General features: G+C 46.1%; 10 protein-coding genes. All 10 read left to right on the plus strand.

The genetic code is table 11. The annotated features are described in order from the left end of the window. The first annotated feature begins 25 nt into the window (after positions 1–25). The 10 genes from AADZ70_RS03520 to murD all read left to right on the plus strand — a co-directional run bounded on the left by AADZ70_RS03520 (position 26) and on the right by murD (position 12,838). Complete coding sequence (locus AADZ70_RS03520; RefSeq protein ID WP_342007727.1) at positions 26–907, plus strand: 2-dehydropantoate 2-reductase; 882 nt, start codon at positions 26–28, stop codon at positions 905–907. A gap of 86 nt (positions 908–993) precedes the next feature. Then, the gene (gene bshC / locus AADZ70_RS03525) at positions 994–2,613 is read left to right on the plus strand and encodes a bacillithiol biosynthesis cysteine-adding enzyme BshC (RefSeq protein WP_045926078.1); all 1,620 of its coding nucleotides are present in this window, start codon (positions 994–996) and stop codon (positions 2,611–2,613) included. A gap of 125 nt (positions 2,614–2,738) precedes the next feature. Next, entirely contained in the window at positions 2,739–3,170 is a 432-nt protein-coding gene (gene mraZ / locus AADZ70_RS03530) for a division/cell wall cluster transcriptional repressor MraZ (protein WP_013352164.1), read from the plus strand. Between the two features lie 66 nt (positions 3,171–3,236). Continuing rightward, complete coding sequence (gene rsmH / locus AADZ70_RS03535) at positions 3,237–4,172, plus strand: 16S rRNA (cytosine(1402)-N(4))-methyltransferase RsmH (protein ID WP_016936213.1); 936 nt, start codon at positions 3,237–3,239, stop codon at positions 4,170–4,172. Positions 4,173–4,210: 38 nt separating this feature from the next. Continuing rightward, positions 4,211–4,564, plus strand: a complete 354-nt coding sequence (gene ftsL / locus AADZ70_RS03540; RefSeq protein ID WP_016936212.1) for a cell division protein FtsL — start codon at positions 4,211–4,213, stop codon at positions 4,562–4,564. 6 nt (positions 4,565–4,570) lie between these two features. Further along, positions 4,571–6,700: a penicillin-binding protein 2B gene (gene pbpB / locus AADZ70_RS03545; RefSeq protein WP_064778872.1), complete on the plus strand. Its 2,130-nt coding sequence runs from the start codon at positions 4,571–4,573 to the stop codon at positions 6,698–6,700. Positions 6,701–6,812: 112 nt separating this feature from the next. Continuing rightward, positions 6,813–8,732 carry a stage V sporulation protein D gene (locus tag AADZ70_RS03550; protein ID WP_342007728.1) on the plus strand — a complete coding sequence of 640 codons (1,920 nt, stop codon included), beginning with the start codon at positions 6,813–6,815 and terminating at the stop codon, positions 8,730–8,732. 195 nt (positions 8,733–8,927) lie between these two features. Then, entirely contained in the window at positions 8,928–10,400 is a 1,473-nt protein-coding gene (locus AADZ70_RS03555) for a UDP-N-acetylmuramoyl-L-alanyl-D-glutamate--2,6-diaminopimelate ligase (RefSeq protein WP_342007729.1), read from the plus strand. Positions 10,401–10,507: 107 nt separating this feature from the next. Then, complete coding sequence (gene mraY, locus AADZ70_RS03560) at positions 10,508–11,482, plus strand: phospho-N-acetylmuramoyl-pentapeptide-transferase (RefSeq protein WP_007409707.1); 975 nt, start codon at positions 10,508–10,510, stop codon at positions 11,480–11,482. Further along, on the plus strand, positions 11,483–12,838 hold the full coding sequence (gene murD / locus AADZ70_RS03565; protein ID WP_342007730.1) for a UDP-N-acetylmuramoyl-L-alanine--D-glutamate ligase: 1,356 nt from the start codon (positions 11,483–11,485) through the stop codon (positions 12,836–12,838). It abuts the gene before it with no gap. Positions 12,839–12,852: the final 14 nt, after the last annotated feature.

Here is a 12,852-nt window from a genome sequence, read left to right on the forward strand (position 1 = left end):
AAAAGCAGATATAGGGTGTGAAAGTGTGAAAATCGGAATTATCGGCGGCGGAGCGGTGGGCCTTTTATGTGCTTACTACTTATCGTCCCGCCATCAGGTAACGGTCATCACGCGGCGGACGGAGCAGGCTGATGCGATTAACTCAGGCGGTATACGGCTGGTGAAAGACGGAAAAGAATTTACGGCGTCATGCAGAGCGCAAACAGGCATCACTTCCGGATTCGATCTCTTAATCGCAGCTGTTAAACAGCACCAGCTCAGCGGTGTTTTGCCGGATCTTGAGACAATAAAAGGGACGAATGTGCTGTTTTTGCAAAACGGCATGGGACACATACACGACATCAAAGATTGGCATACAGATCATTCGCTTTATGCCGGCACGGTTGAGCACGGGGCAAAAAGGATATCAGATCATGCCGTTGAACATACTGGGACCGGAGCCGTAAGATGGAGTGTATTCCGCGCATCCCGGCCGGAAACGCTCAACACCATCTTTTCCGGCATGCACCGGGATTTTCCCGTATATGATGAAAACGACTGGTATCAACTGTTGACGGGAAAACTGATCATAAATGTATGCATCAACCCGTTAACTGCATTGCTGCGCGTGAAAAACGGAGAGCTGTTAACAAATGCCGCTTACAAAAAATATATGAGAAACGTGTTTGAAGAAGCGGAGACAATTCTTGGCCTCGCGGATAGAGAGGAAGCGTGGAACAGGGTTTGCGACGTTTGCAGCCGGACGGAAAAAAATCATTCTTCCATGCTTGTCGATATCTTGGCGGGAAGACGGACGGAGGCCGATGCGATTATCGGCTACCTTGTGAAAGAAGCGGAGAGCCGGGGATTGCCGGCCGTTCATCTCCCGTTTTTATACCGCAGCATAAAAGCGTTAGAAAGAAACTGAAACAAAGTCTTTTGAGGTTTTCCGGTAACATGCTATACTCATTTCGGAAACCTAACTATTTATTGGAGAAAGGAAGTTCCAGACAGATGCAGCTAACTGAACTTTCCATCAAAAGTCAAAATACGTTTGTGCAGCACTATATAGATGGAGAAAACATGTCTTCATTTTTTGATTATGATATTCATTCTGAGGATGTATGGCAAAAGCGGCTTCAAGACCTGTCTTCAAGGCCGTTTGCCAGAGAGGAATTAGCCGATTACCTATCCTCCTATCACGAAAAATTTAACTCCGCCGCCATGCAGGCCTCCATCAAAAAACTGAGAGATCCAAAAAGCGCAGCAGTTGTAGGCGGACAGCAGGCCGGTCTTTTAACAGGACCCCTTTACACCATACATAAGATTATCTCCATTATCGTACTTGCCAGACAGCAGGAAGAGGCACTCCAGATTCCTGTCGTTCCGATTTTCTGGGTGGCGGGTGAAGATCACGATCTGGAAGAAATCAATTATGTGCATACGTCAACAGAGAAAAAAGGCCCGGTGAAACAGAAGCTGCCGCAGTCTTACTGGAAAAAAACATCGGCGGCCAATACCTCTCTTGATCAAGAAAAATGTGCGGCGTGGATTGATGAAGTGTTCGCTTCTTTTGAGGAAACGGATCACACAAACGCACTCCTTCAAAATGTGAAGCGATGTTTACGCTCATCAGAGACATTTACGGACTTTTTTGAACTGTTAATCGCCGGTTTGTTTCAAGAAGAAGGACTTATTCTGATCAATTCCGGAGATCCCGGGATTAAAAAGCTGGAAACGGTAATGTTTCAGCAGATTTTAAAGCACAATAATGAACTTGCCGAAGCAGTGTCAAATCAGCAGCGTCTTATGCGGGAAGCCGGTTATCACCCGATTATTGAATCGGACAAAGAACAGGCCAACTTATTTTACGAGTATGAGGGAGAGCGCTTCTTAATTGAAAAAGAAAATGGCGTTTTTGTCATTAAAGAGCTTGACCTCGAGTGGACGGACGACGAACTTCATACCCATATGGAAGAAAAACCGGAATGTTTCAGCAATAACGTTGTGACAAGGCCGCTGATGCAGGAGTTTCTCATCCCGACTCTTGCGTTTATCGCAGGGCCGGGGGAAGTCAATTATTGGGGCGAGCTGAAGCAGGCTTTCTCATTAATGGGCTTTTCTATGACTCCGGTAGTGCCGAGATTAAACATTACGATTCTTGAGCGCCATATTGAAAAGAAGCTTTCGGAACGGAATATCCCGCTTCAGGAAGCGATCGAACACGGCACCGGGCATCTGAAGGAGACTTATTTTAACGAGCAGATTCCTGAAGAATTTTCTTCTGTGATGGAACAGGCGAAGTCACAGATTGAAGCTGCCCATAAAAAAGCAAGGGACGAAGCGCTTAAAGTCGATTCAAGCCTTGAGCCGCTCTTACAGAAGAATGCCGCCTTCATTCAAGATCAGCTCTTGTTTCTAGAACGGACGGTAACAAAAAGAATTGAAGAAAAAGAAGGTTTTGTGCTTCGTGACTATGAAAGAATCCAAAACAGCATCAGACCGCTCGGCGCTCCGCAGGAACGGATCTGGAATGTAATGTATTATTTGAACCGTTACGGTCCAAAATTCTTCACAACCTTCAAACATCTGCCATTTTCTTTTCAAAACCAACATCAGATTGTCAAACTTTGAAATAAAGTTTTAAAGAACCCTGAATAGTTCAGGGTTTTTTTTTATGTTTAAACAGTGTAAAATGAGGTTGTGGAGAGAAGTGGCGGATAGTGGTGAGTTTAGGGGAGAAAGTGGGGGTCCTTATCATGTTTATGGGTGAATACCAGCATACAATTGATGCAAAGGGCCGCATGATCGTACCCGCAAAATTCAGAGAAGGCCTCGGTGAGCAGTTTGTGCTGACAAGAGGACTTGACCAATGTCTTTTCGGCTACCCGATGAATGAATGGAAGCTGATCGAAGAAAAGCTGAAGGCGCTGCCGCTCACCAAAAAAGACGCCCGCGCATTTACCCGTTTCTTTTTTTCCGGTGCGACCGAATGCGAACTGGACAAGCAGGGAAGGGTTAATATTGCGTCATCTCTTCTGAATTACGCAAAACTGGAAAAAGAATGTGTTGTCATCGGGGTTTCCAATCGAATTGAATTGTGGAGTAAGGTAATCTGGGAACAATACACAGAAGAGCAAGAAGATTCATTCGCTGAAATTGCTGAAAACATGATTGGATTTGATATATAATGGATCTTCGTGCATCACAGCAACTGACAATTCAATTCATTCCTGATAAAGGTGGGACCGACACAAATGTTTCAGCATAAGACAGTACTTCTACGTGAAACCGTCGACGGTTTAAATATCAAACCGGACGGAACCTATGTGGACTGCACCCTGGGAGGCGCCGGGCACAGTACATATTTATTGCAGCAATTATCGGAAAAAGGGCGTTTAATCGCCTTTGACCAAGATGACACGGCGCTTGAAAACGCAAAGCAAACATTGTCTGAGTACAAAGGACAGCTCATTTTGGTGAAAAGCAACTTTCGTTATTTAAAAGAATGTTTACACGAACACGGCATTACGAGTGTCGACGGAATTTTATTTGATTTAGGAGTATCCTCACCGCAGCTTGATACACCGGAACGGGGATTCAGCTATCATCATGACGCACCGCTGGACATGAGGATGGACCAGTCGGCCGCCCTTACGGCGAAAGAGGTCGTAAATGAATGGCGGTATGAGGATCTTGTGCGGATTTTCTTTAAATACGGAGAAGAAAAATTCAGCAAGCAAATCGCCAGAAAAATTGAAGAGGCGAGAGAGAAATCGCCTATTCAAACAACCGGCCAACTGGTCGATCTAATAAAGGACGCGATACCGGCTCCGGCGAGAAGAAGCGGCGGTCATCCGGCCAAACGCGTATTTCAGGCGATTCGAATTGCCGTAAACGATGAGCTTCAAGTATTTGAAGAGGCTCTCTTGCAGGCGATAGAGATGCTGAAGCCGGGCGGAAGGGTATCTGTGATCACTTTTCACTCACTGGAAGACAGAATGTGCAAGACGACATTCAAGGAAAAATCATCACTTCCCGAACTGCCTCCGGGTCTTCCTGTGATACCGGAAGAATTTGAACCGGAATTAAAACTGATTACGAGAAAACCCATTACGGCATCAAAAGAGGAGCTTGAAGAAAATAACCGCGCCCGCTCAGCGAAGCTCCGCATTGCGGAGAAACGAAAATAACGGGCAGCAAATGACAACATAAAGGAGGTCATCAGCCTATGAGCAACTTAGCTTACCAGCAGGAAAAACAACAACGGCCAGTGATAAGTCCCGAAAAAAAGGTGATTGTCAAAAAAAGGGCTTCCATTACACTCGGGGAAAAGGTGCTGCTCGTCCTGTTTGCCATTGCCGTTCTCTCCACTTCAATGTTTATCGTATCAAAGGCATACGCGGCGTACCAATCCAATATTGAGGTGCAAAAACTGGAGGAGAAAGTATCAGAGAAGAATAAGCAGATCGGTGATCTCCAAAAAACGGCGGGTGATTTAAGCCAGCCGCAGCGATTGATGGATATCGCCAAAAAGCACGGTTTGAACCTGAAAGATAAAAAAGTGAAAAACATACAGGAATGATAACCCATGCCTAAAAAAAATAAGTTTATGAACAGAGGAGCAGCGATACTGAGTATTTGTTTCGCTCTCTTTTTCTTTGTCATTCTCGGGAGAATGGCGTACATTCAATTAACCGGTAAAGCTAACGGGGTGGAACTTGCAACAAAAGCGACCGAGCAGCACGAAAAAAAGCGGACGATAGAAGCGAGCCGTGGCTCCATTCTTGACCGGAACGGCAAAGTGCTCGCTGAGGACACGGCGACCTATAAGCTCATTGCCATACTTGATAAAAAGATGAAGCCTCAGTATGTCAAGGATAAAGAGAAAACAGCGGAAAAGCTTGCGAGTGTTATTAAACTTGACAAAAGCGAGATTCTGGACATCTTAAACAGGAATGGCGCGAAGCAGGTGGAATTCGGTTCAGCCGGCCGCGATATCTCTTATGCGAAAAAGCAAAAGATCGAAAAAATGAAGCTTCCAGGTATTTCTTTCTTAAGAGATACGAAGCGCTACTATCCGAACGGCGTGTTTTTATCAAATGTTCTCGGCTATGCCGATGTAAATGAAAAAACAAACCAGATACAAGGATCTTTAGGGCTGGAAAAAATACTGAACAGCTATCTGACGGAACGCGACGGATCTGTCACATATGAAAGTGATAAATCCGGCTGGAAACTTCCGAACAGCAAAGAAAAAATCACCGCACCTAAAAACGGTGACAATGTATATTTAACCATTGATCAGAAAATTCAAACTTTTTTAGAAGACAGCATGACGAAAGTGGCGGAAAAATATAAACCGAAAAAAATCATGGCGGCTGTCGTAGAACCGAAAACAGGCAAAGTGCTTGCGATGGGGCAGCGTCCGAGTTTTGACCCGAATCTCAGAAACGTCACCAATTATTACAACGACTTAGTGTCGTACGCGTATGAACCGGGATCGACGATGAAGATCTTTACGCTTGCCGCAGCGATTCAGGAAAACGCGTTCTCTGCAAACGAGAAATATAAATCCGGAACATATAAAGTAGGCGGAAAACCAGTTAAAGATTGGAACGACGGAGCCGGCTGGGGCATGACAAGCTTCCATGACGGCCTCATGAGGTCGTCAAATGTTGCTTTCGCCAAGCTGGCAAACGAAAAACTCGGGTTTGACCGGTTTAATGAGTATCTGCACAAATTCGGGCTCTATCAAAAAACAGGGATTGATCTGCCCGGTGAAGTATCAAGTAAAATTAACTTCAAATATGATTTTGACAAAGCGTCCACGGCTTACGGCCAAGCATCGGCGATAACGCCGATTCAGCAGCTTCAGGCAGTCACGGCGATTGCCAATAACGGCAAAATGATGAAGCCTTACGTCATTGACCATATCGTCGACCCTGATACGAAAAAAGTCGTCAAGCAGACAAAGCCCGAACAAGCAGGCACGCCGATTTCGGCTGATACGGCCAAACAAGTCCGGGACCTGCTCGGAGAAGTTGTGACGTCAGACATCGGAACGGGAAAACCTTATAAAATTGAAGGTTTTGATGTTGCGGGGAAAACGGGAACCGCGCAAATCGCGGGGACGGGCGGATATTTAAAAGGAACGAGCAACTATGTGTTTTCATTCATGGGCATGGCACCGAAAAATGATCCTAAGCTCGTCATCTATGTAGCCGTGCAGCAGCCGCAATTAAAAGCGGGCCAAAGCAGTTCCGATCCTGTCGCGGAAATCTTTAACCCGACGATGAAAAACAGTTTGCATTATTTGAACATCGAGCCGACGGAAAAGTCAGATTCCGGCCAGGAAGAAACGAAAAGCCAAAAGATGCCTGACCTGACAGACAAGACGGTTACGAATGCTGAGAAGGAAGCGAAAAATGAACATCTCACACCGATTGTCATCGGCAGTGATGTTGCCGTAAAAGAACAGTATCCAAAAGCCGGGGAAGATGTGATTACCAATCAGAAAATCTTCTTAAAAACAGACGGAAAGATGACGATGCCGGATATGTCCGGATGGTCGAGACGGGAAGTGCTTCAATTCAGCAAGGTATCAGGCATTCACATTGATGTGAGCGGCGAAGGTTACGCTGCCAGCCAAAGTGTCAAAAAAGGCAAAGAACTGAAGGGAAATACCGTGATCAAGGTGAAATTTAAAAATCCTGATTAACGGGACAAAGAAGTCCGCGGATGCCCGCGGGCTTCTTTTTTATGCGCGCCGTTCTATGTGACCAAGCTGAGGCATAAAATGAAACAAGCCTAAATAAGGAGTGGACGGTCCCTTGCGCGTTTCAAATGTAACGGTTCGAAAACGTTTATTACTGGTTTTGCTTTTTGGCGTGATCATTTTTTTGATCATTGACAGCAGATTAGGCTATGTCCAATTTGTAATGGGGGAAAAGCTGACTTCGCTGGCTAAGGATTCCTGGAGCCGGAATTTGCCGTTTGAGCCTGAGCGGGGAGAGATCCTTGACCGGAACGGCGTGAAGCTGGCTACTAATAAAAGCGCGCCGACCGTCTTTGTCGTACCGCGCCAGATTCAAAATCCCATAAAAACGGGCAAGCTTCTCGCGTCAGTTTTAAATATGTCGGAAGAGAAGGTCTATAAACACATTACAAAGAAAACTTCCATAGAAAAAATCTCACCCGAGGGCCGGAAAATTTCAAATAAAAAAGCGAAAGAAATCAAAGCGCTCGATTTAAAAGGGGTTTATGTAGCTGAAGACAGCATCCGTCATTATCCGTACGGAAGTTTTTTATCCCATGTTCTCGGTTTTGCCGGTATTGATAACCAGGGCCTTCTCGGACTGGAGGCTTATTATGATGATGACTTGAAAGGTGTAAAGGGCTCCGTGAAATTTTATACGGATGCCAAGGGGAAGAAAATGCCTGATGAAGCGGATGATTACACCCCTCCGAAAGACGGACTTGATATGAAATTGACGATTGACGCCAAGGTTCAGACGATTATAGAACGAGAGCTCGACAATGCAGCGGCGAAATACAACCCGGACGGAATGATTGCGGTCGCAATGAATCCGAAAAACGGGGAAGTGCTGGGAATGTCAAGCCGTCCTGATTTTGATCCGGCTGACTATCAATCAGTGGATCCGTCCGTTTACAACCGGAATCTGCCGGTATGGAGCACGTATGAACCGGGTTCGACCTTTAAGATTATTACGCTTGCGGCGGCGCTCCAAGAGCAAAAAGTAAACTTGCAAAGAGATCATTTTTATGACAAAGGATTTGCCGAGGTGGACGGCGCCCGCCTCAGATGCTGGAAAAAGGGCGGCCACGGTTCGCAGTCTTACCTTGAAGTCGTTCAAAATTCCTGCAACCCTGGGTTTGTACAGCTTGGGGAACGGCTCGGAAAACATAAGCTGTTTCAATATATTAAGGACTTCGGATTTGGAAAGAAAACAGGCATCGATCTGCAGGGGGAAGGAACGGGGATCTTATTTCCGCTTGACAGAGTCGGCCCGGTCGAACAGGCGACAACCGCTTTCGGACAAGGGGTTTCCGTCACGCCGATTCAGCAGGTGGCAGCCGTATCCGCAGCAATAAACGGCGGAACGCTTTATACTCCGTTTATCGCCAAAGAGTGGGTTGATCCCGTCACGAAAAAAACCGTTAAGAAACAATCGCCGATTGCGAAAAGACAAGTTATTTCCCAGGAAACGTCAAAGCAGATCAGATACGCTTTAGAAAGCGTCGTCGCTCAGGGAACGGGACGGAATGCCTTTGTAGAAGGATATCGCGTCGGCGGAAAAACAGGAACGGCACAAAAGGTCAAAGACGGCAAATATCTCGAAAACAACCATATCGTCTCCTTTATCGGTTTTGCGCCGGCTGATGACCCGAGCCTTGTCGTATATGTCGCGGTTGATAATCCGAAAGGCACGATTCAATTCGGGGGAACCGTCGCCGCGCCGATTGTCGGAAATATTATGAGAGACAGTCTGCCGGAGCTCGGCGTCAAACCGCGAAAAAATCAAATCGAGAAAAAATATCAATGGAACGACACAAAAACAATAGAGGTTCCGAATGTTGTAGGGATGTCTGTCTCTGATCTTGAGTCGCTGCTTGTCAATTTGAATATAGACTCCTCAGGAAAAGGAAGCAAAATTGTGAAACAATCACCTGCAGCCGGAACGAAAGTAAAAGAAGGCTCAAAGATCCGTGTTTACTTGAGTGAAGAATGAGTCTTTTTGAGGCAGCCGATTGTTTTCGGCTGCCTTTTATCATAAAGAGAAAAAAAGAAGATAACTTTTAAGATTAACTGGATGTATCCTTTTATTTACGCTAAAATATGAACTGTATGTTTAAAAGCCATTCTGACTTTTATAAACAATTATCATGATAAAAGAATGAATAGAATTTCTGAGAGGTTTGATACAATGAAACTTACAAAGCTGCTTACATATTTAATGGCCGAACCTGTTCAAAATGACTTTCATGACCCTGATATAACTTCAATTGAGATGGACTCCAGGGAAGTGAGAAAAGGGAGTCTTTTTGTGTGTATAAAAGGGTATACGGTGGACGGACATGATTTCGCCCAAAAAGCCGCAGAAAACGGCGCAGCGGCCATCGTCGCCGAGAAAGAGCTTGACGTCGATATTCCTGTCATTATCGTCCGCCGGTCACAGCGGGCGCTCAGCGTTCTTTCTGATGCGTTTTACGGGCAGCCGACAAAGAAACTTAAGCTTATCGGCATCACCGGCACAAACGGCAAGACATCAACGACGCATATGGTGGATGAGATTTTCAAAAAAGCGGGAAGACAGACCGGTTTAATCGGAACGATGTACATTAAAATCGGTGATGAGACATTCCCGGTCAAAAATACAACACCCGAAAGTGTCACACTGCAAAAAACGTTCAAGAAAATGAATGACGAGCATGTGGATACAGCCATTATGGAAGTGTCTTCTCACGCTCTGTCACTCGGCAGGGTTCACGGCTGCGATTATGATATCGCCGTGTTCACGAATCTGACGCAGGACCATTTAGACTATCACAAGACGATGGAAGACTACAGACAGGCTAAAAGCCTCCTGTTTTCGCAGCTGGGCGGCTCTTTCAACCATGAAAAGCCGAAGCGGGCCGTTTTAAACGCAGATGACAAAGCCAGCGCTTATTTTGAAAGAGTGACGGCGGCGCACATCCTTACATACGGAATCGAAAATGATGCCGATGTCATGGCGAAACAAATTGAGATCTCTGCGCAAGGCACAAGCTTTGAACTCGTTACGCCAAAAGGAACAAAGCAGATCACGGTTTCACTCGTCGGCCGGTTCAACGTGTATAACGTACTGGCTGCAGCGGCGACAGCGATCGCAGCGGGTCTCCCGTTCGATACGATCACAAGCGCTCTTGAAGAGCTGCAAGGTGTCAGAGGCCGGTTTGAACTGGTGAATCACAATCAGCCGTTTCCTGTCGTCGTCGATTACGCGCACACGCCTGACAGTCTGGAAAACGTCCTGAATACATGCAAAGACATGACAGAAGGCAAGCTTTTCGTCGTCGTAGGCTGCGGCGGTGACCGGGACAAAACAAAACGCCCGAAAATGGCGGAAATTGCGGTGCGGATCGCCGACGAACCGATCTTTACCTCAGATAACCCTAGAAGCGAGGACCCGCTGGCCATATTAAGAGATATGGAAAGAGGAGTAGAAGGAACTTACTATCACAGTATCGCCAACCGCGAGCAGGCCATCTTTTTTGCCATTGCCAACGCAAAAAAGGGTGATGTGGTCCTGATTGCCGGAAAAGGGCATGAAACCTATCAGCAGATCGGCAATGAAACATTCGACTTTGATGACGCCGAAGTAGCGGGAAGAGCTATCGTTGAGCTGAATAAAAAGTAAAACAGGAAAGAGTGTTAGAATGAGGGAAATGAAAAGAATTACGGGGAAACAATGTGAATATGATAAATACGTATGTCGTTTGAACGAAACGGGAGGAGAAAAGAGCAATGCTTGAGCAAGTGATTTTATTTACAATAATAATGGGATTTTTAATCAGTGTTCTGATATCTCCGATTCTTATCCCGTTTTTAAGACGTTTAAAATTCGGCCAGAGCATCAGGGAAGAAGGGCCGAAATCACATATGAAAAAATCAGGGACGCCGACGATGGGCGGGGTCATGATTATCGTATCCATCGCCATTACGGCGATTGTCATGACGCAGAAATTTTCGCATTTGAGCGCGGAAATGTTTCTTCTGCTGTTTGTCACGATCGGATACGGCCTGCTCGGCTTTTTGGATGATTATATTAAAGTGGTGATGAAACGGAATCTCGGATTAACGTCGAAGCAGAAATTGATCGGCCAGATCATTATCGCCATTGTATTCTACGGAGTATATCATTACTGCCATTTTTCAACCGGCATCAGGGTGCCGGGAACACATCTGTCAATCGATCTCGGCTGGGGATACTTTATCCTCGTTCTCTTTATGCTTGTCGGAGGTTCAAACGCCGTCAACCTGACAGACGGTCTGGACGGTCTCTTGTCCGGTACTGCTGCTATTGCATTCGGCGCTTTCGCGATCCTTGCGTGGAACCAGTCACAATATGACGTTGCGATTTTCTCGGTTGCCGTTGTCGGCGCCGTTCTCGGTTTTCTTGTATTCAACGCCCATCCCGCCAAAGTATTTATGGGGGATACCGGGTCGCTTGCGCTTGGAGGAGCGATCGTGACCGTTGCCATTCTGACGAAGCTTGAAATTCTGCTCGTCATTATCGGCGGAGTTTTTGTGATTGAGACCTTATCTGTTATCTTACAAGTCATCAGCTTTAAAACGACAGGAAAACGAATCTTTAAAATGAGTCCGCTTCACCACCATTACGAATTGGTCGGATGGTCTGAATGGAGAGTTGTCGTCACATTCTGGACTGCTGGACTGCTGCTTGCCGTTTTAGGAATTTACATCGAGGTGTGGTTATAAGTGGAAAACGAACTTTTTTTGCAAAAACAAAACTTTCTGGTCCTCGGACTGGCGAAAAGCGGATATGCGGCTGCGTCGATTCTTCATGAAAAAGGCATTAACGTCGTCGTAAATGATCAAAAAGTCTTTGAAGAAAACGAACCTGCCCAAAGGCTTTTAGAAAGAGGAATTGAGGTTATCTGCGGTGAACATCCGACATCACTTTTTGATCAGCATGATATAACCATTCTGATCAAAAATCCCGGAATCCCGTATGAAAATATCATGGTGGAGGAAGCGCAAAGAAGAGGCATCCCGGTTTGGACGGAAATCGAGCTTGCGTATTATATCACCAATGCAAAATTCATCGGCATTACAGGCTCGAATGGGAAAACGACAACGACGACCCTGGTCTACGAAATGCTGAAGGCTGACTCGATAAAGGCGCTGATCGCGGGGAATATCGGCACTGTCGCCAGTGAAGTGGCTTATCATGCTGACGGTGATGAATGGATCGTCACGGAGCTTTCTTCGTTCCAGCTGATGGGGACTCATGCGTTCAGACCTGAAATCGGCCTGATTTTAAATGTATTTGACGCTCATTTGGATTATCACCACAGCCGTGAAAATTACGAAAAAGCCAAGCAGAAGGTGTATCTGCATCAGCTTGAGAGCGATACGGCCATCGTGAACCAAAGCGATGAAACAGTCGTGCGGCTTGCCGAAGGCGGAAAAGCCGGCACCGTTCCGTTTTCAGTTCATCAGGAACTGTCCAGCGGCGCATTCATTAAAGACGGAATGCTGATGTTCGGAGATGAAGCGATTCTGCCTGTTGATGACATCGTACTGCCGGGCGCGCACAATTTAGAAAATATTCTAGCCGCTGTAGCCGCGGCAAAAACGGCGGGCGCATCCAATAAAGCGATTCAGAAGGTGCTGACAAGCTTTACCGGTGTTAAACACCGTCTGCAGTATGTGACTGCGATTCAGAATCGTAAATTTTATAATGACAGCAAAGCGACGAATATTTTGGCCACAAGCAAAGCGCTCTCCGCGTTCAAAGCTCCGGTTATACTGCTTGCAGGCGGACTTGACCGCGGCAACGGCTTTGACGATCTGAAACCGTATATGGACAATGTCAAAGCGGTCCTTACGTTCGGCCAGACGGCGCCGAAGATAGAAAAACTGGGCAATGAGCTGGGAATACAACATGTCAAACGTGTCGATAATGTTGAACAAGCAGTATCTGCGGCGTTTGCGCTCTCAAATGAAGGAGACGTCATCCTCTTGTCACCTGCGTGTGCAAGCTGGGATCAGTTCAAAACATTTGAAGAACGCGGTGACATGTTTATAGATGCCGTGCATATGCTTAAGTAAGGGCTTGTCTCTGT

This window comes from Bacillus sp. YBsi01 (assembly GCF_038406745.1).
Taxonomy (GTDB): Bacteria; Bacillota; Bacilli; order Bacillales; family Bacillaceae; genus Bacillus; species Bacillus siamensis.

Bases quoted from the DNA above. Each gene is read 5' to 3' on its own strand.
- bshC (WP_045926078.1), top strand. From the start codon at position 994: ATGCAGCTAACTGAACTTTCCATCAAAAGTCAAAATACGTTTGTGCAG.
- mraZ (WP_013352164.1), top strand. From the start codon at position 2,739: ATGTTTATGGGTGAATACCAGCATACAATTGATGCAAAGGGCCGCATG.
- rsmH (WP_016936213.1), top strand. From the start codon at position 3,237: ATGTTTCAGCATAAGACAGTACTTCTACGTGAAACCGTCGACGGTTTA.
- ftsL (WP_016936212.1), top strand. From the start codon at position 4,211: ATGAGCAACTTAGCTTACCAGCAGGAAAAACAACAACGGCCAGTGATA.
- pbpB (WP_064778872.1), top strand. From the start codon at position 4,571: ATGCCTAAAAAAAATAAGTTTATGAACAGAGGAGCAGCGATACTGAGT.
- AADZ70_RS03555 (WP_342007729.1), top strand. From the start codon at position 8,928: ATGAAACTTACAAAGCTGCTTACATATTTAATGGCCGAACCTGTTCAA.
- mraY (WP_007409707.1), top strand. From the start codon at position 10,508: ATGCTTGAGCAAGTGATTTTATTTACAATAATAATGGGATTTTTAATC.